The sequence below is a fragment of the Nostoc sp. C117 genome, assembly GCF_043099735.1.
Lineage (GTDB): Bacteria > Cyanobacteriota > Cyanobacteriia > Cyanobacteriales > Nostocaceae > Nostoc.
In genome coordinates, this window is record NZ_CP170991.1 from 6,557,822 (window position 1) to 6,583,419 (window position 25,598).

The following is a 25,598-nucleotide window of genomic DNA, read 5'->3' on the forward strand; positions in this document are numbered from 1 at the left end:
ACATTAAAACTTTGCAAACCTAACCTGCATTGCTTTCAAAACTCGCAAGTTCAAGAGGGTTTCAAAGCCTCTTAATCTGTAAAAAAGAGGTTTGGAGAGGGTTTTAAGTATACTTAACGACTTTCTAAACAATCTCTCAATCGTGGTTATTTAGAAAAAACATTATTAAGAAATATTTTTTCTATTTATCAATCTGATAGTACCATTTTCTGTACTTTTTGTATAATTACGTTAGAAAAATTTTTATTTAGAAAATGAGTATTTATTTTTACATTTTTGGCATCCTGAATTGAAATAATCTTATGTAGTTTTAACTCAGCTACAGGTAAACTTTATTACCTTATTACTCGCTGTTTCCTAAAAACTTTTGTAAGATCGGCTTTCCAGTCAAAAAAATAGCGTCTTTATGTTTTTCAAATCCACTTAGGAAAGTTGAATACTACAGTTACTAAAACCAGGTTTTAAATTTTTAATTTTTGATGACTGGCTTTTTAAGCTAGGATTCGCTAAACTCACAAAATTAAATTTGTGACTCAAAACTTTCAATTAGGAACCGCCAGAAGATTAGGGTACAGATGTGGAAAACACAATAGAACTTATAGATAGAGTGCGATTGGGTTTCGCGGTGTCAGTGGCCAAAAGTGTGACATTTTGGGTGCGATCGCTGCGTCTAGGTGCTGCTAGTGTATTACCAGGCTCCATTGCTCGTCGCATTGAACCCAGACTTTTACAATTACTAAGCCAGCAAGTTAAAAAGGGAGTGATTTTAATTGCTGGTACTAACGGCAAGACTACTACATCGCTGCTTTTAAAAACGATACTAGAAAACCAAGGCTACCGCATCACTCATAACTCTACAGGTGCAAATCTCGAAAATGGCTTGATGACAGCTTTATTGGAAAATACCAATTTAGTCGGTAGGCTAGATGCTGACTACGCTATTTTGGAAGTTGATGAAAATATTGTACCGAAAGTATTAACTCCACTCCAGCCGCGAATTATCCTTTGTTTAAATTTGTTTCGCGACCAGCTCGATAGGTATGGGGAAGTAGACACAATTAGTAAGCGTTGGACAAAAGTTATTTCTACCCTACCACCAGAAACCGTGGTAATTCCTAATGCTGACGATCCAACTTTATCTAACCTTGGTCAGCAGTTACCCCAACGAGTGTTATTTTTTGGCTTGAATGAACCAGAACATTATTTGGAAGCAATTCCTCACGCTGTTGATTCTATTTATTGTCCCAGATGTGGACATTCCTTAGATTACAAGGGTGTTTACTTGTCTCATTTGGGAGATTTTACTTGTCCCAAGTGTGGTTTTACTAAAAGCCAACCAACTCTTGAAAGTAGTGAATGGTCGCAAATTCTTGTTGGTTTATACAATAAATACAATACTTTGGCAGCAGTAACAGCAGCCAAAGAGTTAGGAGTTAATGAAGCAATAATTAGAGATACTATTAACACCTTTCAAGCGGCTTTTGGTCGTGCTGAAGATTTAGTAATTAACGGTACAAAAGTGCGGATTTTGTTATCAAAAAATCCTGTGGGTACTAATGAAACAATTCGCGTAGTGACTCAAAGTACAGATAAAACTACACTGCTAGTATTGAACGATCGCACGCCCGATGGTACTGATGTATCCTGGATTTGGGACGTGGATACAGAGAAATTAGTCGAACGAGGAGGAACTTTAGTAGTGAGTGGCGATCGCCTTTATGATATGGCACTACGTCTGCGTTACAGCCAAAAGTCTCCTGAGAGTACATTAAATTTAATTGTCGAAGAAGATCTAAGGCAAGCGATCGCTACTGCCTTAGAACATACACCAGAGAATGAAACTTTGCACATTCTGCCTACCTATTCAGCCATGCTAGAAGTGCGAGAAGTTCTCACTGGGCGGAAAATTCTTTAAATTTGTCATTTTCTAGCGTCTCCATGTCTCTCCATTCCCAATTCCCTAAATTTTATGAGTTCCCAAAATTTAGAATTAACAATCGGTTGGCTTTATCCGACGCTGATGAGTACTTATGGCGATCGCGGTAATGTAATTACTATAGAACGTCGCGCTCAATGGCGGGGATATAGCGTTAAAGTATTACCCCTAGATCAAAATTCCACAGCAGATGATATTAAATCGGTAGATGTCATAGTGGGTGGTGGCGCACAAGACCGTCAACAAGAAATTGTTATGCGTGATTTGCAAGGCGCGAAAGCTGAGGCGATGCGCGAGAAAATTGAAAATGGGACACCGGGAGTTTTTACTTGTGGTTCCCCCCAATTACTGGGACACTATTACGAACCAGGCTTAGGACAACGCATTGAAGGTTTGGGGATACTCGATTTAGTTTCTGTACATCCTGGTGAAAATACTAAACGCTGTATTGGCAATTTAGTAATTGAAGTAACAGCTTCGCGTCTGGCGCAGGATTTAACAGAGATGACGGGTAGTACACCATATTTAGTAGGCTTTGAAAATCACGGTGGACGCACCAAGCTAGGAAAAGTAGAGGCTTTGGGGCGAGTGGTGTACGGCTTAGGGAATAATGGTGAAGATGGCACAGAGGGAGCATTTTATCAGAATGCGATCGCTACCTATTCTCATGGCCCCTTGTTACCTAAAAATCCCTTTGTGGCTGATTGGTTAATTCAAACGGCGTTGCGCCTAAAGTATCAGCAGCCAATTACCTTAGAACCATTAGATGATAGTCTGGCTCTCCAAGCCCGAGAAACAATGTTTCAGCGCTTGAAGGTGGCTTTACCAACTCGTGGGACAACGAAAGTTTGAATCTTCTTTAGCGATTACCAAGAAATAAATTATCCAATCTTATCGGTTGGGTTTCTTAGAGGTTGTTTGAAAAGTCCTATTCTCAGTAACAAAACGTTCTAGATCCCCCTAAATCCCCCTTAAAAAGGGGGACTTTGATTCCAGTTCCCCCCTTTTTAAGGGGGGTTAGGGGGGATCGACAAGTGACTAAAATCACAGCTAACTACTTTTCAAACATCCTCTTACATTGATTAAGGGCGAACAAGATGTCCACCCCACAATAAAAATTGGATGTTTTTTTATTTGTACGTATAAAAATATCTTGAATTTTGAATTGTTAATTACCTCGTGTATTTTCAAATACGAGGTAATTTTTATTTGATGTAAACCCTTTAATCACGAAATCAAAAATTTTTTTGTTAGATTCAAAATTATAGGCTTTTTGAAGTAAGCTATTACGCATTTAATTTGTACATTTACCTGATGACTGTTAACCGTTAACCGTCAACAATCAACGACCATCAAGAGTGTTTATATACTTTAGACGCGCATCAGCTTAGATGAAATACATTAATCTAGTATGCAGTCACTAATTTATAGCCATTTTCACTTATTTACTTGCATTTATGCCAATTACTCCTATGATTATTAAGCCGATGGAAATTAGCTTCATAAATGTAACAGATTCCCGAAACCAGATCATCCCAATCATTGCAATTAAGATAGTTCCCAATCCAGCCCAAACAGAATAGGCAACACTGACTTCAAGTCTTTTGAGAGCAAAGGTTAAAAAAGTAAAACAAAGTCCATAGAAGACAAATATTAATACTGAAGGGACTATTTTAGTAAACCCTTGCGATAATTTCATGCAAGTTGTGCCTGAGACTTCAAAGATGATGGCTGCCAAAAGGTAAATCCAACTTGTTGACATATCTGTTGTGATTATTTGATTAGAAGTCTTTTATTATCTCTATGAAACTAAAAAAATGCAATCAATCTCATTATTTCCAAGTTCTTTGTAGAGAGGTGATAAATCGCCGTCTCTTATCTTAACCAAACCGTATTGATAGATACCCGACTTCTTTGAGAAGTCGGGTATCTTGTTTTGTCTCTCAAGAATTTTACAAATGGGGCTATAGATTTAAAATCTGTTTTTGTCAAGGTTACTGAACCTGCACTATTTCAGATTCCCGTACCTTTTAGTCATTAGTCACTAGATTTATGGTTCAGTAATTATGAACAATCAGGTGATAATAACTGAATTTACGCCACTTTTATTTTTCAATATTATTAAAACAAAGCAACAAATAAAATCAATCTAAATTAGTTTTTCCAGGAATTCAACATAAAGACCTAGATTTACAAGTTACGAAAAATGCTGTATATCTCACTGTTGAGCGTAAATCCGAAGCTAAATCTGAAGATAAACGTGTAATCAAAAGCGAATTTCACTATGGTAAATTCCAACGTGTAATTCCTTTACCTGCTCGGATTGAAAATATCAATGTCACGGCAGATTATAAAGATGGCATTTTGAACCTGACGCTACCCAAAGCTCAAGAAGAAAAAAACAAAGTCGTCAAGGTTAATTTACCATCAGCTGGCTAATTTTCGGGTTTATTTGTAACAATCCATTAAACGGAATAAAAAGCGCTCCCTTTTGGAGAGCGCTTTTTAGTGTGAATTACTCAGCCTATACAGGTTTTTTAAGAAAGTGCAAAATTTTAAATCTTGTAGGGGAGCCAGTGCGTTGCGAAGATAAGTTGGAGCAAAGACTTACTTCGCCCCAAACTTCGGGACGTTTTCTCCGTTGTCGCAACTGTTAAACCAGCGCTGTAAGAAGGTTTTCTTCTGTAGCGGACTGGTAAACCGCAAAAGCGTTGTCTTATCGCGTAGGGTGACCCACCAGTTAGATTTTAGGTGCGTTAACAAAAATGTGCATAACGCACTCTACAAACTTGCTCTTTATTAAATCGAGATTCCTTAGTTAAGAAGCCTCTTGGAGTGCTTCCTCTTGATGAGTTTCGATGACGCAATCAGAAAGGGGCTTGGCCACGCAGGTAAGAACCCATCCCGCATCAAGTTGGTCGTTGTCTAAGAAATTCTGATCGTCTTGGTCAACTTTACCTGAAATCAGCTTCCCGGCGCAGGTAGAACAAGAACCAGCGTTACACGAATATGGTAAGTCTAGATCGTTTTCCTCGTTAGCAATCTCTAGAATGTAGTCGTCTTCCGAAACATCAATCGTTTTGTCTCCATCTGGGGTCTTTAATGTGACTTTATAAGTTGCCATGTAACAATCCCTAGTTAAGATAAACTCCATATTCGATACTACGAGTTTATGTGCTGCTAGTCTAGAGTTGATTGGTTGACTGTTTTAGATTGTCAAATGCTTACTCAGGCTAGTTGACATGTACCAAAAGCTGACAGGAAAATCAAAAAGAGAAAAATGTGGCGATCGCTTCAGCAAATCCCTCAAATGAACTATAATCCTGAGACACGATAGAGACGTTGACTGCCAGCTTTTGAGCATTGGCAGTTGTATAGGGGCCAAAGCACGCGATAACACAATGTTCATAATCCCTTGGCGAGTTTACCATTCTCAAAAAGCTTTCTATTTCTACTGTGCTACTAAAAGCAATTACATCAATTCTTCTTTGACGAATCAGGTTTAATTCAATACCGTATATATTTTTATCTAAACCCTGCGTAATATAGGTGGGTACGCGAGTTACTTTTATGCCCAAATTCTGTAAGTCTGTAATTAAATTCGGTACAACATCAGGTTCCGGCAAACCCACAACTTCCGGCGCAGGTATCAGCACTGTTTTTTCATGAATTTGGGGAATTTTCCTTAATTCAGCCACAATTCCAGCCGGGCTAGATTCTCTGGGAATTAAATCCACCTTGCCAAAAAAAGATAATAAGCTTTCTGAATCCTTTCCCAATGCACATAATTGACAATTTTCTAACGCAGATACAGGAATATTCAAATCATTCATGCGCTGAAAAAATGCAGCGATGCCGTTTCTACTTGTGAAGAGAATCCAATCAAATTCTTTTATGTGGCCGAGAGCAGTATCTAATTGACTATAGTTTGATAAATAACAGGTTTCGATAGTAGGCATGAGAACAGGTAGACCACCTTTTTTAATTATTTGTTCAGATAATCTATAAGCATAATTTCTCGGTGCTGTAACTAAAATTCTCTTGTTATATAGAGGTAATTTGCTAGCTGGAGTCAGCAAGTTAATTTCTGTTGATTTGGTGTGCATTGGTTGAGTTGATCTGTCACTTTTAGATACAAGGCACTGTAGGTTACCACAGATATGCTAGCTGTGGCAAAATTGGTGATACCTCCTAGTAGTCTACCAACCCAAAAATGCTAAGTGAGGACTGGGGAAAGGGGAAAGGGAAAAGGGTAAGAGATTTAAACCCTTTCCCCTTTCCCCCTTACCCTTTACCCCGCAAAGTTCACTTGGCGAACTACTAGTTGGCGAAGGATCTTTGTAATGCCTTCCACATGTTTGGCTTTTATTAATAGCCCAAATTCTGTGACAATGGTTATAGAGTAAGCCAGAATATAGTATCAAAACTATTCATGAGCCAGAGTTATCAAAACAGTCCTTTGCCACGTAAACCCCTTCCATTATCTTTGGATTGGTTGTACGCTTTGTGGAAATTCTCTCGTCCTCACACGATTATCGGTACAAGTCTGAGTGTCTTGGCTTTATATTTTATTGCCATTGCCGTTAGTAATAGTACTGATTCCGTATTCTCCAATCCCTACTCCCTACTTCCTCTCTTAGGTGCATGGATTTCTTGTCTGTGTGGCAATGTTTACATAGTCGGTTTGAATCAGTTAGAAGATATTGAAATTGACAAGATTAATAAGCCTCATTTACCCTTAGCATCAGGGGAATTTTCTCGGCGGACTGGGCAATTAATTGTAGCCATTAGTGGCATTTTGGCGTTAGTTGTAGCGTGGCTAACTGGCCCCTTTTTGTTTGGTATGGTGGCGATTAGTTTGGCCATTGGTACTGCTTATTCATTACCGCCAATTCGCTTGAAACAGTTTCCCTTCTGGGCGGCGCTGTGTATTTTTTCGGTGCGCGGCACAATTGTGAATTTGGGATTGTATTTGCATTATAGTTGGGCATTACAACAAAGCCAAGTCATTGTGCCTGTGGTCTGGGTATTGACGTTATTTATTTTGGTGTTTACCTTGGCGATCGCTATCTTTAAAGATATCCCAGATATTGAAGGCGATCGCCTTTACAATATCTCTACTTTCACTATCCAACTCGGCGGCCAAGCTGTGTTTAATCTCGCCCTTTGGGTGATAACTGTCTGCTATGTGGGAATCATCTCAGTTGGTGTGCTACGTGTAGCCTCTGTTAACCCCATATTTCTGGTAATTACTCATCTAGGATTGCTTGTTTGGATGTGGTTCCGGAGTTTTGGAGTAGACTTAGAAGATAAAAGTGCGATCGCTCAGTTTTATCAATTTATCTGGAAACTCTTTTTTATTGAATATCTGATTTTTCCTATGGCCTGTCTTTTAGCTTAGATAATGTTAGAAACCTTTCCAATTAGTTCTATTATCGCTACTAGCATAGTTGCAATCAGTCTGGCAATTCTCGGGTATTTCGCCTGGAAAACTTTAGCTACTTCAGACTTATTTCAAGAAGGAGTCAATCTCTATCAAGCAAAAGATTACCAAGGTGCAGAAGCAGCTTTTCGCAAAGTGATTTCCCTAAACTCTACTAATGATGTGGTGCGCTTATTTCTGGGAGATGTTTTAAACCAGCAAGGCCAAGTACAAGAAGCAACAGAATTATTCTGCGAAGTAATTCGCCGCAGCCCCAAAAATCCTGATGCTTACTTGCGTTTGGCAAATGTTTTAATGCAACAAGAGAAACAAGAAGAAGCTAAAAATAACCTGCTACAAGCTAAAGAGTTATTGCAAAAACAACGCCAACCTGAAAAAGCTCAGAAGATAACTCATCTTTTGGAGAAGATGAGTGCTAAGTCAACTGGATATTAAGTTAAATGAAAATTACGAAGATTAAGTTTTTCTGTTCTGTCTCCTAATTTGCGCTCTTATTTACGAGAGGGTAAGGGAATGCGTTCGGGAGCATCTTTTGTAAATGTACCCTAAATCGACCCCCCTTAGTCCCGCCTTAGTCAGGGGGGAAACAAGATATTTGCTCCCTCTCCTTAGTAAGGAGAGGGTTGGGGTGAGGTTTAAAGAGCTTTCTACAAAAGTGAGATGCTTCCAATGCGTTCTTCTCTGCGAAACGCTCTGCCAATGCAGTTCTTTTCATTATGCTATTATTTATATCCTGAGACAGGATATTAGTAGATTTATTTTATAGATTATAAAAAATTAAGTATTTATGTCAGATATCATATCAGAATTGTGGACTAACTTGTTTACATCAGGATCGTTTATTCCACATGGACACTGCTATTTATGGGAAAAGAATTTAGTTTGGTTACATATATTATCTGATGCATTCATTGCACTAGCTTATTACTCAATTCCAACTACCCTCTTCTACTTTGTTCGTAAGCGACAGGATTTGCCCTTTGATTGGATTTTTTTGCTGTTTAGTGGATTTATTGTAGCTTGTGGTACTACTCATTTAATAGAGATTTGGACACTTTGGCATCCAACTTATTGGCTATCGGGGTTTGTCAAAGCACTAACAGCAATAATATCTGTAATTACGGCAGTAAATCTTGTGTCTTCAGTTCCCCAAGCACTAGCACTTCCTAGTCCTGCTGAACTAGAACAAGCAAATGAAGAACTTCAAACACAAATAGCCGAACGCTTACGGATAGAAGAGGAACTGCGAAAATACCAGAATCATTTGGAAGAAATGGTTACTGTTCGCACCAATGAAATTACCAAAACCAATGAGCAATTACAACTAGAAATTCTTCAACGCCAATGCATCTTAGAAAGTCTCCGACAAAGTGAAGAACGCTACCGTTACTTGGCTGAAGCAATTCCTCAACTTGTATGGACAACTGATGCTAACGGTGAATGTGAGTTTTTTAATCAAAATTGGTGTGACTACACAGGGCTAACATTAGAGCAATCTTTGGGTTCTGGTTGGTTGGCTGCATTGCATCCAGATGATATCCAAAATGCCCATGAGGTGTGGTCTAATGCTGTACGAAATAAAACTATATATAACAATGAATATCGCTTTAAACGGGCTTTTGATGGCTCCTATCGTTGGCAGCTAGCGCGAGGTTTACCAGTCAAAGATGAGCAAGGTTTTGTAGTTAAGTGGTTTGGCACATGTACAGATATCCACGAACAAAAACAAATCCTTGAAGAGCGGGCGCACCTCTTGGAATTAGAACAAATAGCACGAGCTAAGGCAGAAACAGCAAATCGAATTAAAGATGAATTTCTAGCTGTTCTCTCTCATGAACTACGCACTCCACTGAATGCAATTCTCGGCTGGTCAAAGTTGTTGCAAACTCGCTCTTTAGACAAAGCCAAAACATCTGAAGCAATAGCTACAATCGAGCGGAATGCTAACTTACAGGTTCAACTCATTGAGGACTTGCTAGATATCTCTAGAATTTTACAGGGCAAACTGACGCTGAATATTACGAAGATTAACCTCGAATCTACAGTATTGTCTGCACTAGAAACAATGGGTTTAGCGGCAGAAACAAAGTTGATTAAGTTAAATACAGTATTTGCATCGAACGTAGGAGAAGTTATGGGCGACTCCACTCGTTTGCAGCAAATCGTCTGGAATCTCATTTCTAACGCGATCAAATTTACACCTAAGGGAGGAAAAGTTGAAGTGCGATTAGAGCAAGCTGATGGCTATGCTCTAATCATCGTTAAAGATACAGGTAAGGGAATTAGCGCTGAGTTTTTACCCTATGTGTTTGATTACTTCCGCCAAGCAGATAGCACCTCTACTAGAAGTTTTGGTGGATTAGGACTGGGATTGGCAATTGTCCGTAATATTATCGAAATACATGGTGGCATAGTCAAAGCAGAAAGTGAAGGTGAGGGTAAAGGAGCAACATTTACTGTTAGCTTACCGCTGATATCAGATGAAAGCCCAAGCTTGCCAGACAAACAAAACTACCCTGCATTGTTAGCTTCTAACTCCTTTCCCCTCACTGGCGTCCGGGTTTTACTTGTGGATGATGATGCTGATTCACGAGATTTCATTGCTTTTGTATTAGAAGAAGATGGGGCTTTTGTTATCGTCGTATCTTCTGCATTAGAAGCATTACAAACTCTAGTAGAGGAAAAGCCAGATGTATTGGTCAGCGATATTAGTATGCCCTATATGGATGGCTATATGTTAATACATCAAGTAAGAAGTTTGACACCAGAACAAGGTGGACAAATTCCAGCTATTGCCTTAACTGCTTTTGCAGGAAACAATGACAAACAAGAAGCCCTAAAAGCTGGGTTTCAGATGCATTTATCCAAGCCTATTAACCCGGAAAAATTAATTGCAGCGATTGCCCAACTTATGGCAATAAAAGTGTGAGCAATTACCTAAAAAATGACTTTTGAGTCGGAATAGAGCATCGTCTATTGACAAATAGACAATTATATTCAGAGTATACTTGTATCAAGTTAGGTTAATAACTTATAATTCCTGCTATAACGCAGCCAAAGCTAGGCTTTTGCTAGCGTCAGAGCAAGCGTATCATGTATGTACTTGGCAATTAGCCGAACTTAATATTACGTGTAAACAAGCAGGTAAGGGAATAAAAATGCTGAAAAACAATAAAATCCTGGTAGCAGCTATTATCTGCTTGTGTTTGAGTAATGGAAATACTGCCTTTGGTAAAGATATTGGCGTTGTTTTATCAAAATTCCCAAACTCAAATCAAGCAGCACTCCCTGAGAACAAAAACGCAGTTACTAACTTCGAGAAAGGAAGGAATCTATACAAACAAGGAGATTTCAAGGGAGCAGAAGCGGCTTTTCGGAAAGCAATTGAACTAGATCCAAAATTTGTACAAGCTTATATTGGTTTGGGAAATAGTCTTGACGATCAAGGTAAACCACAAGAAGCGATCGCCTACTATAAGCAAGCCATCAGCCTTGAACCCAAAAATTCTGATGCACACTTTAATTTGGGTTTAACTTTAGCGAGGCTCAATCAATTAGAACCAGCGATCGCAGAATACAAAAAAGCCATAAGCCTCGATCCCGAATACCCAAAAGCTCACTTTCATTTAGGAAATGTTTTATACCTTCAAGGCAAAGTAGCAGAAGCGATCGCCTACTATAAACAAGCCATTGCCATCGATCCCCAAAATGGAAGCGCTCACTATTACTTAGGGAACGCATTCTATGCTCAAGGAAAGCAAACAGAAGCAATTGCAGAATATACAACAGCCATTCGCCTCGAACCGAAAAACGCAGCAGGTCATAATGCGTTGGGAAATGCACTGTACGAGCAAGGTAAGCTAACAGAAGCGATCGCTCAGTACAACCAAGCCATTCGCTTTAATCCCAAAGATGCAGACGCTCACTATAATTTAGCAAGTGCTTTATACGCTCAAGGTAAGCTAACAGAAGCAGTCGCTAGCTATACCGAAGCCATTCGCATCGATCCTAAACATGCAGAAGCTTACACAGGTTTGGGAAATGCTATGGACGATCAAGGTAAGCCTCAAGAAGCGATCGCACATTACAAAAAAGCTATTAGCCTTGTACCTGACTATGCATATGCTTACTATAATCTGGCCATCACTCTAGGAAGAGAAAGACAGCCACAAGAAGCGCTCATCAATTTCAAAAAAGCCAGAGAATTATTTCAAGCTGAGAAAAACAACGAGATGGTTGAGAAAATTGATGGGCTAATCCAAAGAATTAACACCCAAACGAATTGAATAATGGGCATGGGGTATGAGGTGAGAATAAATGACAAATGACAAAGGTAAAGTCTACCTCGTAGGTGCTGGGCCTGGAGACGTGGAATATCTAACGGTAAAAGCTTACAATCTTTTGGCTGCTGCTGAGGTGCTAGTCTACGATGCTTTAGTAGATGCTCAATTATTGCAGTGTGTACCACCTGATTGCTTAAGATTAGATGTCGGTAAACGCGGTGGTAAACCCAGTACAACTCAAGCGCAAATTAACAAATTACTAGTAAACTCCTGTCAGGAAGGAAAACAAGTTGTACGGCTCAAATCAGGCGATCCGTTGGTTTTTGGGCGTTGCACTTCGGAAATAGAAGCCTTGAAAGCCTCCGGTTGTGATTTTGAACTGATACCAGGAATTTCCTCAGCCCTCGCTGCACCTTTGTTAGCAGGAATTCCTCTGACAGATCCGGTTTTAAGTCGCTGTTTTGCAGTGTTTACAGCTCACGAACCAGAGGCTTTAGACTGGGACGCGCTATCACGGTTAGAAACACTAGTAATTTTGATGGGAGGGCAACATTTGCCGGAAATTATACATCAACTGGTGCGATATGGGCGATCGCGCTTAACACCCATAGCTATCATCCGTTGGGCGGGCACTCCTCATCAACAAATTTGGACAGCACAACTCGGCAATATTTCCGAACAAACCGCTGGATTATCTCTTTCCCCAGCCGTCATTGTCATTGGCGAAGTTGTTGGGCTACACAATTACTTACAACCTGAGAATATATATAGAGAAAGAGAAACGCACGCCAGTACTTCCATAGCCCAACCTATGTCAACCAACTTCTCCCCATATCCCCTTCCTCTCGCTGGTAAAACAATCCTGGTGACACGTTCAGTTGGACAATCTAATCAATTTAGCGATCGCCTCATAGCATTAGGTGCAACCGTCATCGAAATGCCTACCTTAGAAATCTGCCCGCCTTCTAGTTGGGAACATTTAGATAATGCGATCGCTCATTTATCTGACTTCCACTGGTTAATTCTCACATCTACCAATGGCGTAGACTATTTTTTTGAAAGGCTAATCGCCCAAGGTAAAGATAGCCGTGCTTTAGCTGGCGTTAAAATTGCCGTTGTTGGCGAAAAAACAGCCCAAAGTCTCAAACAATATTCTCTGCAACCAGATTTTATTCCCCCTAACTTTATCGCTGATTCTTTAGTGGAAAATTTCCCAGAAAACCTGCATGGAAAAAAGATTTTATTTCCCAGAGTTGAAAGCGGTGGAAGAGAAGTTTTAATTAAAGAATTAACTGCAAAAGGTGCAGAAATAATAGAAGTTGCTGCATATCAATCTTGTTGTCCGATTAATATTTCACCTGCGGCAGAATTAGCTCTCCAAAACCGCAAAGTAGATGTAATTACTTTTGCCAGTTCTAAAACTGTGCAATTTTTTTGCCAACTTACTAACAACATATTGCCTAATAACTCTAATATTAGTGAATTCTTAGACGGTGTTTGTATTGCCTCTATCGGTCCTCAAACGTCCCAAACTTGTCATTCTTTATTTGGACGTGTAGATGTAGAAGCCCAAGAATATACTTTAGATGGTTTAACCCAAGCACTGATAATCTGGGCAGGGAGATGAGGGATTAGGGACTGGGGAAGAAGTTTCCTAATACCAATACCCAATGTCCTTCAGGAGTGCTGTACATGGATAGCAGGGCGTTTAGCCCGTGCTGATACCGTTTTACTTTAAGATTGAGACAGATTCTTGCAGGGGGAACAGGGGAGGCAGGGGGAGCAATAATAGTGATTCATTTGTATCAATAATTTCGTGAAATGGTATGAGTGGGGAATTTCAGTTCTTTACTCAGAACTCGGAACTCGGAACGGGCTAAACGCCCCGCTACCACTAACGCAACTGTTTTGCCCAATGCCCCATACCAACAAATGACAAAACGCATAATCGGCTTAACCGGAGGTATTGCTACAGGCAAAACCACTGTCACAAATTATTTAGCTAGCACTTATAATCTGCCGATTTTCGATGCAGATATTTATGCTAGGGAAGCAGTATCTTTAGGTTCGCCTATTCTGGGTGCGATCGCTCAACGTTACGGACAACAAATTTTACTATCAGATGGCAGTCTCAACCGCCAAAAGCTAGGCGAAATTATCTTCAATTATCAAGATGAACGCAACTGGATAGACAATTTGATTCATCCTAATGTGCGCGATCGCTTTCTCAAAGCAATCACTGAATCTTCCTCACCAACACTGGTGTTAGTAGTGCCTCTATTATTTGAGGCTGGAATGACTGATTTAGTGACAGAAATTTGGGTAGTACGTTGTTCCCAAGAGCAACAACTGCAAAGATTGATTCAACGAAATCATTTAAATAAAGGACAAGCACAAGCTCGGATTAACAGTCAATTATCTCTTGAAGAAAAAGTCGCTCACGCAGATGTCGTTTTAGATAACTCTTCTACTCCAGAAGCACTACTAAAGCAGATAGATGTAGCCCTAAAAAACGTAAGTCTAAACTAACTTAATTGTGATTCCTGCCTCCTAAATTGTGACTCATAAATTTTTATTTAAGATTCACTAAAAAATTAGTATTAAGCTAATAGACCTCTTGCAAAAGTGCTTTTTGAAAAGGGAAAAGGTTAAAGGGGAAGGTGGGGTCCCCTCTGGGGATAAGGGGCGGGAGAAAATACAAAACCTTTCCCCCTTTTCCCGACTTCTGCAAGAAGTCTAATAATCATTGAAATTGCATCCCAGCGTCCCCCATTCTCCGCCTAAGAGCATCTTTCTGAAGCTAAGAGGATGTTTGAAAAGTAATTGGTTGTGATTTTAGGCACTTGTTGATCCCCCCTAGCCCCCCTTAAAAAGGGGGGAACTGGAATCAAATTCCCCCTTTTTAAGGGGGATTTAGGGGGATCAAAAACGTTTTGCTACCAAGAAGAGGACTTTTAAAACAACCTCTAAGGGACTTCCAGAAATTAAATTATTCAATTTTGGGAGAGAAGACGATCGTTAGATTCTTCCTCCTCTGCGTCCCGGAAACGATGGGATATTTTTTATTTGGAAGTCCCTAAGGATTATGCAACTTCAAGGCATATTAGCTTAACTACTTACGAAAAGGTAGTGAACCTAACTGCTCTTCTAAATAATCCGCCATTATTCGTTTCATATCAGCAATCATCTTATCAACATCTCCACCATCCGTCTCAACTTCTTTTTCCTGCTGTATGAGATAACTCATACCTTTGTAGAGAGCTTTCGTTATCCGCGCAATCTGCCAGCCCTGGATAGAGTTCAAATCAGGAGAAACCCGTCGGAGTAAATCGTAGATGGTCGCCAGTATCTCTCGATCCATTCGTTGAGCCGCTTGAGCCAAGGTTCCTTCTCCTTCTTGCCCAGCATTCAAATGTCTAAAGGCAGGGTGTTTGCGCTCAAAGGCAATCATCGGGTCAATTACCCGATCAACCATTCTGGCAAAATCCAGACCGGATACATCCTGTTGTAAAGCAGCTACTGTATTACTGCCCAATTGCTGCATATATCGCTCCATCAAGGCTGTGAGGATTGCTTCCTTGTTAGAAAAATACTGGTAAACCGAGCCAACTGAAATACCAGCTTGCTCAGCTAAAACATTGGTGTTAATGGCTTCTGCACCTCCCTCCGCCAGCAAATCGGCGGCAGTGTCCAGAATTAAATTGCGCCGTCGCTGACCACGCTCCCCTGAAGGACTGCGGCGGGTTTTCCCAGATGTTGGATTGCCATCCTCTGAAACGGGTGACTTCACTGTTTTATTGCCTAGAGATTGACGATGTGAGTTTTTGCTCATATACTTGTCAATATGGATATGAGTAATAGCTCACATTAACAAAGTTCGGACTAAATCTACAAGAAATGCGATCGCCAGGGGATAACCATCATGAGTGGCAAAACAGCGTTTGTAACTGGAGCAACAGGTCTACTAGGTAGTAATCTTTGCCAATTGTTAGAGGAGCAGGGATGGCAAGTCAAGGGGCTGGTTCGCTCTATTGATAAAGCTAAACGCTTCCTGGGAAGCAGCCAAGTTGAATTTATTCAGGGTGATATCGAGAATGTGTCTGCTTTTGCTCAAGCATTAAAGGGAGTAGATGTGGTGTTTCACACCGCAGCTTTTTTTCGGGAGTATTACCAACCGGGCGATCACTGGGAGAAGATGAAGCGGATCAATGTCGATGCCACAATAGAACTTTCGCAAGTGGCAGAGGCACAAGGGGTAGCACGAATGGTTTTCACCTCATCCAGCGGTGTGATCCAGACCCACCCAGATCGGGCTGCTACTGAAACAGATTCTTACAGCAAATTCGCTCAAAAGAACCTCTATTTCAAAACTAAGATTTTGGCAGAACGCGAAATTTATCGGTTTCTGGACAGTAGCAGAATGGATGTGGTGATGATTTTGCCTGGTTGGATGATGGGTCCTGGGGATGCCGCACCGACTTCGGCAGGACAACTGGTGTTGGATCTATTGGCAAGTAAGCTGCCAGGGATAATTAATGGTGGTGCTTCATTGACTGATGTTCGGGATGTGGCAGCAGCTATGGTTACCGCTGCTGAACGAGGGAAGCGTGGAGAGCGTTACATTGTAGCTGGATCGCTGAAAACCATGAAGGATATTGCCATAGAACTGGAAGCAATTTCAGGGGTGAAAGCTCCCAAAATGGAAATTCCTGATTGGATTGCAATCTCAATCGCCTGGTTGTTGGAAACCTGGGTGGGTTTGACAGGTGGAGTCAACCCTATGCCGTTGGCTGGCATCCAAACTTTATTGGAAAAAGCTAACTTAAGTTCAGCCAAAGCTCACCAAGAATTGGGAGTAACCTTTCGCCCGTTAACCGATACATTGAAAGATACAGTCTTGTGGTACCAGTCTCAAGGGTATCTATAAATCAAATCTATTTAGGATATTAGTCAAGCAGTCTCTACCATCGTAGGGTTTGTAATAGGGGTGAGGGCGTTTTTCTTGACAATCTCTTTTTAATTTCTAAGCCCATTGCACGGGATCTAATTGATAGTAATGTTGCAGTTGCTCATAAAGTGCTGGATGTTTGGACATCATTTGCTGTGGTTTTTCAAAGAATGTCTCAGTTGCAACGGCAAAAAATTCTGCAGGATTGGTCGCGCCATAGCTATCGATTACAGTTTTTACGTCTTGTAGAACATCATTGCAGAGTTGTTGATATTCTTGTGTCATGACTTTTGCCCAACTAGTATAGTCTGAGGTTTGTTGTAAAACAGGAACACCCTCGGCTCTACCATTTTCTTGATCTAACTGATGGGCAAATTCGTGAAGCACAACGTTATGTCCATCTTTCCAGTTATTAGTGTCTTGTTTGACCTGTGACCAAGATACTATTACTTGGTCATTTGTCCACGACTCACCTAGTCTTGCCACGCGCCTTTCTTCAACAACATAATTTCCAAACAATGTCGTTTCGTTAACAAGATAAGCGCCCTTATAAATCAGAATTGAACGAAGCCTGGGGAAATACTTGCCTTGTTCATTGAGTAGGAGTAAGCACGCGTTAGCAGCAAGAGTAAGTTTCATTTCCTCTGTCACACGTAATCCTCTACAGCCAATAAATTGCTTTTCGGCTAAGAATACTTGAATATGTCCCTGAAGTCGTCTTTGTTCATCAGGAGAAAGATAGGGGTAAATTGGAAGATTATTCTCAATAATAGTATGGCAAACTTGGCTGAAAGGACGATTTTTCAGACGGTTTCTTCGGCGTTTGATTAAAATAGGATAGACTAAAATCCCAGTGAGTATCAGCGCAATAATCACAAAGACAATTATTATTCCAATCATTGACTTGAGAGCAAGTTTCAACTAACTTTTTCAGTGGCCTTATTTTTTCGTCACTTGGATTTGGCTCTTTGAATAAAGATTCTGGACATTGTAAGAGCAACTTTTTTGTGTGGCGAAAACTTCGTGTAAATAACCAATTTTAACCAAAATTTTAACCAATTAGTATTTTTTTAGTGATACCCAATTGCTAAAGTGGATTTCAGACAAGCTTTTGTGATGGCGCGTAATCCAAACAACCTACGCATCGAAAATTTGACGGCACATGGGTTTCAACTAATTATTCTCAGAGATTATCAAACAATGAAATGTAAAGCAATATCATCCTTTGCGCTCACAAAACTGTTTTTTGCCTGTGGTATCAGTTTATTGAGTGCGAAATTGGTAGCGGCTGCTGTCACCTACAGCGTATGGCCTAGCACTACAACTGTAGTCACTGCCGATGGCTCCAACCAGTTTGGTGGTAATCTCAGCGGTTTGTTCTACGACCCAGCAACTGGAACACAACAAGCTGTGTTGTGGGGGGTGCAAAATTCGCCATCAAAACTCTATAACATGGTTTGGAACGGTAGCATTTTTGTCAAAAATACTGCTAATTCTTGGAGTTCTGGAAAAACGTTGCGTTATCCCAATGGTACTGGTGCGCCGGATGCGGAAGGCGTGACCAAAGCTGAGCTTTCTTCAACGACTATCTACGTCTCTACTGAGCGAGATGGCAGCGGCTCTAACCGCTTTAGCGTACTGAGTTATGACAGCAGTAGCAGTGCTACCACCCTCAATGCCATCAAGGAATGGAACTTAACTTCTAATTTGCCGACGGTTAGTTCCACTAATTTAGGCTTGGAAGCGATCGCCTGGGTGCCAGACAGTTATTTGCAGACTAATGGATTTATAGATGAAAGTACTAATCAGCCTTACAATCCAGCTAATTATCCGTTACATGGCACGGGATTATTTTTTGTTGGACTGGAAGCGAATGGACAAATTTATGCATATGCGCTCAACTCCGACTCTACGTATACGCGTATCGCTACCATTGCCAGTGGTAATACAAAGATCATGGATTTATCCTTCGACCGGGATAATGAGACTTTATGGGCGTATTGCGACAACAATTGCAGTAACCGCTCAACCCTGCTCGCCATCGATACCACCGTTGGCTCCCCAACAAAAGGGAAATTCATTATCAGCAAGGGTTATGAACGTCCAACTTCAATGCCAAACATTAACAATGAAGGTATTGCCATTGCGCCCAATTCTGAATGCGCCAGCAATCTAAAACAGTTCTTCTGGGCGGATGATTCTGAAACCAGCGGTCATGCGATTCGTCGTGGAACAATTCCTTGTGGAAGATTGTTTTAAGCCGACATTAATCCTGATGTGCTAGTGCTAGGTTAGGTCGCTAGGAAACCTGAACCGTGGTGATTTTAGTTCCGTGACGTTCTCTGCTGTTAATCTGATGGTATGACGGCAGAAAAATAGGATCGAGCATTCGGAGTGCTTCACGAGTTTGTTATAACTAGCTCCGACTGATTCACTTGCTTTAGCGGGATAGGATCTATTCTATAATGGTGGGATACATCGATTCATCTACAATACCTGAAAGTCGATCTAAAATTTATCATCCTAGCGTGTAGATATAAGCCTGTCTTAACCGCCGTACCATCTCTCTACGCACCTCATTTTGGATACGGTTCCCGCGCCGCCAGTGTTCTAACTGAATATTATCAACGTAAAATCTCACAGAAAATTGCATAACAGAGCCTTGGATATCAGTTAGCTGAACTTCTGGTTCTTTCCAAGCAGTATTAGACTCTTTAAAACTATCATGTAGCCATTCGACAAATTTTAATGAATAGTCATCTAATCTGCTTTCATCTACTCCTGGGTTTAAAAATTTCTGAAATAATTTATTTAGTTTAATTTTCATAAGTTCAATTTTCTGTTCCCACTCATCTGGTAAGAGATGTTGGTCTTCAATTACTAAGTCAGGATCTTTTAACCAAGTTTGATACCATTGACGAATCAAGCCAATTAGAGTTTGTTTTTCAGTCTGTACTTCTTCTTCTAAACGCAAACGCAGCCTGTTACCCTTACGTTCTGTGATGGCTACCAGTCCGACAAAATTCAATATTTCAAGATAATTTTTCTGTAAACTTCCCAGTTCTTCTGAATTTAATCCACCTTTTTCTAACTTCTTCACTTCTCTAACCAAATCTTCAAATGCTTGTTCAACTTTTTTTAGTTGACTGTTAACATCTTTTTCAACTAATAAACGTAGCCGTCCAGCTTCTTTTTTTGACAGTTTATCTCCCTCTGCTTCTCTCAATGCAGCAAAACTGTCTAAATATTTAAGTTTTTCATCAATATTACCTAATGTGTCTGGATGACCAATGATAATTTCTTGCAGAATATTTGTTGCTACAACTGCATCAGCGTCAACTCTAACTGACACTTTAATTGTATAAGCATAGTGAGTTGTAGGACGGCTAAGATTGACTATATTTTGACCTCCTAAAGTTGTGTTTGGTGTATACACCTCGCAATGCTCGTTAATCAGATATAGTTTGGTCACTCGGATACCAATATGTTTGATAATTGCAATTGAACCGTCTGGCATGGAGATGACATCTCCAAATCTAAAAGGTGTATCAACTAACAAAACTAACCCACTGAAAAAATCACTTAAAATATCTTTTACTGCCAATCCTAATACTACAGTAATACTACCTATTGCTAACCCGATTCCTGTTAAATCAAACCCAAGAGTGCTGAAAAACAGAGATATTCCAATCAGGTAAGTGATGACTGGGATAAAATTTTGGAGTAATGGAATTAATACGTCATCCCAAACAGCCTCAGTTTTTCGCGCATAGACTTTTAAGTAGTAACTTGCTGCTTCGGTAAACAACAAAGTTATGGCATAAGTCAAAGCAAGAATTAAAAAAGCCGTGATTCCTCGATCGATCCAATTAATAATTCCCTTTGTTTGTAGTTGAGTCAGTGAGAGTTTTACACTTGCAAGGATAAAAATAGCGATTACAGGGATTTGTAACATCCCAAGGATAAACACTGCTGTATCTTTTTCTGTACGGCGAAGAAACGATCGCAGTAGATAGAATAATAATATGTAGAGTACAAACGCAACAACTATGGATGTGCCAAATGTATAGAAGCAAGAGCTAATTTGTGCGCTTGTTGGAAAAGCCGGATGTGCTGTTACGACGGAAACTTTTGATACAGATTCTGCCGCTTTGGCGATAGGGGTATTATTCATTGGTCTCTAGTTCAAATATTATAATTTCAAATAAGTTGTTGAATTGAGGACTGGGAGAATTCAGTATGAACAGGAATTACAATCCCTTACTGCAATAGTAAATCTGTAAAATTTTTCTATAGAATACGCAGAATATGAAGATGTTTTCCCGGCTTCACCTTCGTTAATCGGAGGATATCAAAAGGTTATCAGGATTGGAATCTCTGATACTGAAAGCATTTAGGCTAGATACAGGGGCTGACGAATTACAGCCACTGTCTCGACACCAGGTCTTGCTTTTGCTTTAAGTTTTCCCTCAACAGTCACTTTTCTAACAAAATAGTTTGTGAAACGAATTTTGGCTTTTAGCTAACCAGATTGCATTGGGGATAATAGCGATCGCATTCCTAACTTTTTGAGTGCCATGTCTAGCGATAAGCCCCTCCGCATCTACGCCTTTCTAGAGTTTTAGTGGGGGAATAAAATCTAGATTCCGGTTTTTCGTACTGGATCAAAAAATAATCGAGCAAAAATGCCCGAAACATAGTCTGAGTATAGATTTTGACGAACGCGATCGCAGGACTTATGATAAATGCAAGCTAGGCTGTGGTGATTGATTTATCATTCTCAGCTTAATTTAGTTCTTATCATGCTCAAAAACACTACTTTAGACCCTTTAGTAAGCGATGTTCGGTGTGAAGAAATTTGTCAGATTTTGGGAGAAACTTACAATCAAGAACGCTGGAACGATTGGCGCTGGCAAATGCGACATCGGTTGACTAAGCTAGAACACTTTCAGCGATTATTAAGGCTGAGTGTTACCGAAGAACAGGGACTTTTAATCGCACCAGAGAAGTTTGCTGTCGCCGTAACTCCATACTTTGCATCACTACTCGATCCAGAAGATCCCTTTGACCCACTACGTTTACAAGTAATACCACGTAAAGAAGAACTAATAGTTAATACAGCAGACATGGTAGATCCATGCGGTGAAGATAACGATACTCCAGTACCAGGACTGGTACACCGCTACCCTGACCGGGTGTTGCTGCTGGCTCTAGACACTTGCGCGGCGTATTGTCGTTACTGCACCCGCTCTCGTTTGGTCAGTCAAGGTGAGATGTACCCAGTAACTCGGCGCTTGGATGCGATCGCCGCTTACCTGGAGGAACACACCGAGATTCGTGATGTGCTAATTTCTGGTGGCGATCCTCTGTTGATGTCTGATGAACCTTTAGACAATTTGCTTGGACGGTTGCGTGCCATTAGGCATATTGAATTTATCCGAATTGGTTCTCGTGTGCCGAGCTTTTTGCCGCAGCGAATTACACTGCAACTCGTTGCTTTACTTCGTAAACATCGCGTGTGGCTGTCTTTGCACTTTTGTCACGTGCGGGAACTTACTCTGGAAGTAGCGCAAGCTTGCGATCGCCTAGCTGATGGCGGCATTCCTCTAGGCAGTCAAACCGTGCTGTTAAAAGGTGTGAATGACTCAGAACAGGCGCTCAAACAGTTGTTTCAAGGTCTTCTCAAGCTGCGTGTGCGACCCTATTATCTTTACCAATGCGATCCAGTTGTTGGTACTGCACATCTGCGAACGAGCGTGCAAACTGGGCTGGATTTAATTTCTAAATTGCGCGGTCATACCACTGGCTACGCTGTACCCACCTATGTGATTGATGCCCCTGGTGGTGGTGGGAAAGTCCCGATTCAAGCCGAGACTTTACTTGCATACGAGCAGGGTATAGCTACAGTGCGAAATTGGGCAGGTCAGACATACACTTATGTAGATCCAGTGGAGTAGGGGCTATGGGGTTATTCATTGGTTTGTGTTATGACCTGAAAACAGACTATCTTCAGGCTGGTTTCAATGCCTCTGAGGTGATGGAGTTTGACGACGAAGAAACTATTATCGGGCTGGAAGTTGCACTATTTGAGTTAGGTCATCAAGTTGAACGTATCGGCAATGGTAGAGAACTCGCTTTGCATTTGGCAAAAGGCGATCGCTGGGATCTGGTTTTCAATATTGCTGAAGGTTTGCAGGGTCGCTCTCGTGAAGCCCAAGTTCCCGCAGTTTGCGAATTATTCGCTCAACCTTATACCTTTTCCGACCCGCTCACTTGCGCTTTAACGTTAGACAAAGCACTGGCGAAAAGAGTAGTGCGCGATCGTGGTTTGCCCACAGCCCCCTTTGAGGTAGTAAGTAATACCGCCGAAGCAATAGCCGTGTCGCTACCAATGCCACTTTTCCTCAAGCCTGTGGCGGAGGGTAGTTCTAAAGGCATAACTGGACGTTCTCTTGTGAAAGAACGCCAAGAGCTAGTAAATACTTATGAATTATTACGCGAACTTTTTCCACAACCAATACTCGTGGAAACCTTTCTTCCCGGTCGAGAACTAACGGTAGGTATTGTTGGCAACGGTAGTAATTCACGGGTAGTAGGTGTGATGGAAGTAATTTTTACAAGTCAAGCGGAAACCTCTGCTTATACCACCCTCAACAAGGATGAGTATTTGGAACGGGTATCTTATCGTTTGCTCATAGATCCCGAACCACTGGCAGCACAGGCAAGGCAGCTGGCGCTGGATGCTTACCATACTCTTGGTTGCCGTGATGCTGCTCGCGTGGATCTGCGCTGTGATGTTCATGGAACCCTACATTTTATGGAGGTTAACCCATTGCCAGGGCTACATCATATCCGCTCAGACTTGCCAATTATGGGACGTTTGGGTGGCGTGACATACACAGCAATCATTGCTGAAATAGTCGAGTCTGCATGGCAAAGGTACAAATGATAAAAAAATATCCAATTAACTCTTGTGGGGTGGGCGTCTCGCCATTGGTGTCAACTTAACGTCAAACCCCCTTGCTGAGAACGTTTTGCCCTCACCCCCAGCCCCTCTCCCCAGGGAGAGGGGAGCCAGAAATTCAATTCCCCTTCTCCCTGGGGAGAAAGGATTAGGGGATAAGGGCGTGAGGTTATGTGTAAAATACCTACCCAATATAGCTTTCAGCTTAAGTTGACATCAATGGCATCCTGCCCGCCCCACAATATTGGATAATTTATTTCTTGGAGTAGAGACGGCGATTCATCGCCTCTCTTGCTTTAACCAAACAGTGTTGCGATATGCCCTAACATAGTTGGATTTATCGCGTCAGCCAATAAAAACGCCAAGTTAAAAGCACTGCACCCATAAGTAGCCCAAATACTAAACCCAACCATAAACCTATAGCACCCCAACCTAAAGTGAATGCCATTACATAGCCCCCACCTAGACCTAGCACCCAGTAAGCGAACATAGTGATTAACACTGGTACTTTAGTATCCTTTAACCCGATTAAAGCACCAGCAGCAATAGTCTGAATAGAATAAAATATTTGGACTAGTGCCCCCGCAGCTAAAAAAGAAATTGCTGTTTTAACTATCTCAATATTATCCAAATTACTGGTGTCCAAATACATCGCTACAATGTATTTGGGAAACAGCCAAAAAATTAGTGCCACAATGCTCACAAAGGGAGTAACAAGCGCAATGCAGACAAATCCTGCTCTGCTTGCACCATTGAGATCGTTTTGTCCCCTCAGCTGCCCTACTCTCATCGTGACAGCATAAGAAATACCTATAGACACCGTTTCCACAAAACTTTCTGTCTCAACGGTAATTTCATGGGCTGCTAAGGTATCTGTGCCAAACCACCCCATCATTAAAGCAGTGGCAGTGAATACTCCAATTTCCGCTCCATACTGCAACCCCAAAAACCACCCAGTTTGAAAGATATCTATAAACATATCTCGATCGAAGTGATGCAGAGCTAAATCAAGCTGGTAATCTTTGAAGTAGCGATCGAAGCAAATCCAACTAGCGGCGGCGATAAAATTCAGCCAAAAAATCAGTGTACTTGCCCAGCCGATGCCGGCTAAACCAAGGGCTGGCAAACCAAATTCACCGAACATTAGTACGTAATTCGCAACTGCGTTTAATAATAGTCCAGCCACCGTAATGACTGTTAGGAATTGGGGGCGATTGAGGGCAGAGCTAACTTCTTTTAAGATACAAAAACCGAGCGCGGCAGGAAAGCCCCAAACAATAGACCGTAAATAAGTTTGAGCCAACAACACATTGCTTTCTTCTTGACCAGTCAGCAGCAAGATATAGTCAAAGTGCCAAATAATAAACATCACAGGTAGGCACATCGTCACAGCTAACCAAATTCCTTGACCGGTAGCACGGCTAACTTGGTCTATTTTTCCTGCACCAAAAGCATTGGCGACGCTCACACCTGCGGCTGAAAGAATAGAACGACAAATGGAAGCTAAAGTTGAAAAGGTAACAGCACCTAAAGCACCCGCAGCTAAAGCTTGGCTGTTAAGTAAGCCCATCATCACCCCATCTAATAAAGGAATGCCCGCTTCTAATATTTGAGTAATGACTAGAGGAACTGCCAATTGCAGACAAGCTTGAACTTCTAGTATCAGCTTTGACTTAAACTCTTTTAAAGTTAGCTCCATTGAGGTAGTAATAGATTAGCTGTAGCGGCTTCTATACAACGGTTCCAGCATATCATAAAAAGACTTATACCAATCGAATACTGATTTAGAGCTAATTCATAAGGTGTAATGCGGTAAAAAGGTAATGCATATCATCTTGGCTTATGAATCATTTACTAGCGTTTTGTGTGTCAACAGACCTCTAAGGGACTTCCAACTAAAAAAATATATATTTATTCCATCGTTTCGGTGAGCAGGGGAGCATACTTCGACTCCCAATACGGTTCGGATAAGCAATTTTCATCTCCCTTTTGGTTTGGGAAAAGGGTAAGGGGTAAGGGGGAAA

Annotated in this window: 19 protein-coding genes and 1 pseudogene; 13 read left to right on the forward strand and 7 right to left on the reverse strand. The window is 41.0% G+C overall.

Annotated features, from left to right (window positions below; translation table 11 throughout):
* Positions 1–577 precede the first annotated feature (577 nt).
* Both ACFG4S_RS28150 and ACFG4S_RS28155 read left to right on the forward strand, forming a co-directional pair.
* On the forward strand, positions 578–1,915 hold the full coding sequence (locus ACFG4S_RS28150) for a MurT ligase domain-containing protein (RefSeq protein WP_392532210.1): 1,338 nt from the start codon (positions 578–580) through the stop codon (positions 1,913–1,915).
* A 54-nt stretch (positions 1,916–1,969) separates the two neighbouring features.
* Positions 1,970–2,788 carry a type 1 glutamine amidotransferase gene (locus tag ACFG4S_RS28155; RefSeq protein ID WP_392532211.1) on the forward strand — a complete coding sequence of 273 codons (819 nt, stop codon included), beginning with the start codon at positions 1,970–1,972 and terminating at the stop codon, positions 2,786–2,788.
* 589 nt (positions 2,789–3,377) lie between these two features.
* On the opposite strand, the gene ACFG4S_RS28160 is transcribed toward ACFG4S_RS28155, so the two are convergent.
* Positions 3,378–3,698 (reverse strand): DMT family transporter, encoded by a 321-nt coding sequence (locus ACFG4S_RS28160; protein WP_392532212.1) that lies wholly within the window; start codon positions 3,696–3,698, stop codon positions 3,378–3,380.
* A gap of 389 nt (positions 3,699–4,087) precedes the next feature.
* On the opposite strand from ACFG4S_RS28160, the pseudogene ACFG4S_RS28165 reads away from it, so the two are divergent.
* Positions 4,088–4,375 (forward strand): annotated as a pseudogene (locus ACFG4S_RS28165) (Hsp20/alpha crystallin family protein); the annotation flags it as partial.
* A gap of 379 nt (positions 4,376–4,754) precedes the next feature.
* Here ACFG4S_RS28165 and ACFG4S_RS28170 read toward each other — a convergent pair.
* Together ACFG4S_RS28170 and ACFG4S_RS28175 are read right to left on the reverse strand one after the other, a co-directional pair.
* On the reverse strand, positions 4,755–5,060 hold the full coding sequence (locus tag ACFG4S_RS28170) for a 2Fe-2S iron-sulfur cluster-binding protein (RefSeq protein ID WP_392536097.1): 306 nt from the start codon (positions 5,058–5,060) through the stop codon (positions 4,755–4,757).
* Positions 5,061–5,202: 142 nt separating this feature from the next.
* Positions 5,203–6,042 carry a uroporphyrinogen-III synthase gene (locus tag ACFG4S_RS28175; protein WP_392532213.1) on the reverse strand — a complete coding sequence of 280 codons (840 nt, stop codon included), beginning with the start codon at positions 6,040–6,042 and terminating at the stop codon, positions 5,203–5,205.
* A gap of 326 nt (positions 6,043–6,368) precedes the next feature.
* Between ACFG4S_RS28175 and ACFG4S_RS28180 the strand changes: the two genes are divergently transcribed.
* The 6 genes from ACFG4S_RS28180 to coaE all read left to right on the forward strand — a co-directional run bounded on the left by ACFG4S_RS28180 (position 6,369) and on the right by coaE (position 14,191).
* Positions 6,369–7,337 (forward strand): homogentisate phytyltransferase, encoded by a 969-nt coding sequence (locus tag ACFG4S_RS28180; protein WP_392532214.1) that lies wholly within the window; start codon positions 6,369–6,371, stop codon positions 7,335–7,337.
* Positions 7,338–7,340: 3 nt separating this feature from the next.
* The gene (locus ACFG4S_RS28185; protein ID WP_392532215.1) at positions 7,341–7,814 is read left to right on the forward strand and encodes a tetratricopeptide repeat protein; all 474 of its coding nucleotides are present in this window, start codon (positions 7,341–7,343) and stop codon (positions 7,812–7,814) included.
* A gap of 352 nt (positions 7,815–8,166) precedes the next feature.
* Positions 8,167–10,308 carry an ATP-binding protein gene (locus ACFG4S_RS28190; protein ID WP_392532216.1) on the forward strand — a complete coding sequence of 714 codons (2,142 nt, stop codon included), beginning with the start codon at positions 8,167–8,169 and terminating at the stop codon, positions 10,306–10,308.
* A gap of 229 nt (positions 10,309–10,537) precedes the next feature.
* Positions 10,538–11,665 carry a tetratricopeptide repeat protein gene (locus ACFG4S_RS28195; RefSeq protein WP_392532217.1) on the forward strand — a complete coding sequence of 376 codons (1,128 nt, stop codon included), beginning with the start codon at positions 10,538–10,540 and terminating at the stop codon, positions 11,663–11,665.
* A 31-nt stretch (positions 11,666–11,696) separates the two neighbouring features.
* A complete protein-coding gene (gene cobA / locus ACFG4S_RS28200) occupies positions 11,697–13,289 on the forward strand; it encodes a uroporphyrinogen-III C-methyltransferase (RefSeq protein ID WP_392532218.1) in 1,593 nt (530 codons plus the stop codon).
* Between the two features lie 305 nt (positions 13,290–13,594).
* On the forward strand, positions 13,595–14,191 hold the full coding sequence (gene coaE / locus ACFG4S_RS28205; RefSeq protein ID WP_392536098.1) for a dephospho-CoA kinase: 597 nt from the start codon (positions 13,595–13,597) through the stop codon (positions 14,189–14,191).
* A gap of 583 nt (positions 14,192–14,774) precedes the next feature.
* Here the strand turns inward: coaE and ACFG4S_RS28210 are convergent.
* Positions 14,775–15,494, reverse strand: a complete 720-nt coding sequence (locus ACFG4S_RS28210) for a TetR/AcrR family transcriptional regulator (protein WP_392532219.1) — start codon at positions 15,492–15,494, stop codon at positions 14,775–14,777.
* A gap of 90 nt (positions 15,495–15,584) precedes the next feature.
* On the opposite strand from ACFG4S_RS28210, the gene ACFG4S_RS28215 reads away from it, so the two are divergent.
* Positions 15,585–16,589: an SDR family oxidoreductase gene (locus ACFG4S_RS28215; protein WP_392532220.1), complete on the forward strand. Its 1,005-nt coding sequence runs from the start codon at positions 15,585–15,587 to the stop codon at positions 16,587–16,589.
* 96 nt (positions 16,590–16,685) lie between these two features.
* Here the strand turns inward: ACFG4S_RS28215 and ACFG4S_RS28220 are convergent, their stop codons facing one another.
* Complete coding sequence (locus tag ACFG4S_RS28220) at positions 16,686–17,510, reverse strand: M90 family metallopeptidase (protein ID WP_392532221.1); 825 nt, start codon at positions 17,508–17,510, stop codon at positions 16,686–16,688.
* 192 nt (positions 17,511–17,702) lie between these two features.
* Here ACFG4S_RS28220 and ACFG4S_RS28225 point away from each other — a divergent pair, with 192 nt between their 5' ends.
* Positions 17,703–18,869, forward strand: coding sequence for a hypothetical protein (locus tag ACFG4S_RS28225; RefSeq protein WP_392532222.1), 1,167 nt, complete (start codon positions 17,703–17,705; stop codon positions 18,867–18,869).
* Between the two features lie 259 nt (positions 18,870–19,128).
* Here the strand turns inward: ACFG4S_RS28225 and ACFG4S_RS28230 are convergent, their stop codons facing one another.
* Positions 19,129–20,784 carry a mechanosensitive ion channel family protein gene (locus ACFG4S_RS28230; RefSeq protein WP_392532223.1) on the reverse strand — a complete coding sequence of 552 codons (1,656 nt, stop codon included), beginning with the start codon at positions 20,782–20,784 and terminating at the stop codon, positions 19,129–19,131.
* Between the two features lie 628 nt (positions 20,785–21,412).
* On the opposite strand from ACFG4S_RS28230, the gene ACFG4S_RS28235 reads away from it, so the two are divergent.
* Positions 21,413–22,567, forward strand: coding sequence for a KamA family radical SAM protein (locus ACFG4S_RS28235; RefSeq protein ID WP_392532224.1), 1,155 nt, complete (start codon positions 21,413–21,415; stop codon positions 22,565–22,567).
* Positions 22,568–22,572: 5 nt separating this feature from the next.
* Positions 22,573–23,559, forward strand: a complete 987-nt coding sequence (locus ACFG4S_RS28240) for a D-alanine--D-alanine ligase (RefSeq protein WP_392532225.1) — start codon at positions 22,573–22,575, stop codon at positions 23,557–23,559.
* 352 nt (positions 23,560–23,911) lie between these two features.
* On the opposite strand, the gene ACFG4S_RS28245 is transcribed toward ACFG4S_RS28240, so the two are convergent.
* A complete protein-coding gene (locus tag ACFG4S_RS28245; RefSeq protein WP_392532226.1) occupies positions 23,912–25,273 on the reverse strand; it encodes an MATE family efflux transporter in 1,362 nt (453 codons plus the stop codon).
* Between the last annotated feature and the right edge of the window lie 325 nt (positions 25,274–25,598).

Coding starts and splice junctions, on each gene's coding strand:
- ACFG4S_RS28215 (WP_392532220.1), top strand. CDS start 15,585: ATGAGTGGCAAAACAGCGTTTGTAACTGGAGCAACAGGTCTACTAGGT.
- cobA (WP_392532218.1), top strand. CDS start 11,697: ATGACAAATGACAAAGGTAAAGTCTACCTCGTAGGTGCTGGGCCTGGA.
- ACFG4S_RS28220 (WP_392532221.1), bottom strand. CDS start 17,510: ATGATTGGAATAATAATTGTCTTTGTGATTATTGCGCTGATACTCACT.
- ACFG4S_RS28235 (WP_392532224.1), top strand. CDS start 21,413: ATGCTCAAAAACACTACTTTAGACCCTTTAGTAAGCGATGTTCGGTGT.
- ACFG4S_RS28190 (WP_392532216.1), top strand. CDS start 8,167: ATGTCAGATATCATATCAGAATTGTGGACTAACTTGTTTACATCAGGA.
- ACFG4S_RS28175 (WP_392532213.1), bottom strand. CDS start 6,042: ATGCACACCAAATCAACAGAAATTAACTTGCTGACTCCAGCTAGCAAA.
- ACFG4S_RS28210 (WP_392532219.1), bottom strand. CDS start 15,494: ATGAGCAAAAACTCACATCGTCAATCTCTAGGCAATAAAACAGTGAAG.
- ACFG4S_RS28170 (WP_392536097.1), bottom strand. CDS start 5,060: ATGGCAACTTATAAAGTCACATTAAAGACCCCAGATGGAGACAAAACG.
- ACFG4S_RS28195 (WP_392532217.1), top strand. CDS start 10,538: ATGCTGAAAAACAATAAAATCCTGGTAGCAGCTATTATCTGCTTGTGT.
- coaE (WP_392536098.1), top strand. CDS start 13,595: ATGACAAAACGCATAATCGGCTTAACCGGAGGTATTGCTACAGGCAAA.
- ACFG4S_RS28230 (WP_392532223.1), bottom strand. CDS start 20,784: ATGAATAATACCCCTATCGCCAAAGCGGCAGAATCTGTATCAAAAGTT.
- ACFG4S_RS28160 (WP_392532212.1), bottom strand. CDS start 3,698: ATGTCAACAAGTTGGATTTACCTTTTGGCAGCCATCATCTTTGAAGTC.
- ACFG4S_RS28180 (WP_392532214.1), top strand. CDS start 6,369: ATGAGCCAGAGTTATCAAAACAGTCCTTTGCCACGTAAACCCCTTCCA.
- ACFG4S_RS28155 (WP_392532211.1), top strand. CDS start 1,970: ATGAGTTCCCAAAATTTAGAATTAACAATCGGTTGGCTTTATCCGACG.
- ACFG4S_RS28245 (WP_392532226.1), bottom strand. CDS start 25,273: ATGGAGCTAACTTTAAAAGAGTTTAAGTCAAAGCTGATACTAGAAGTT.
- ACFG4S_RS28240 (WP_392532225.1), top strand. CDS start 22,573: ATGGGGTTATTCATTGGTTTGTGTTATGACCTGAAAACAGACTATCTT.
- ACFG4S_RS28185 (WP_392532215.1), top strand. CDS start 7,341: ATGTTAGAAACCTTTCCAATTAGTTCTATTATCGCTACTAGCATAGTT.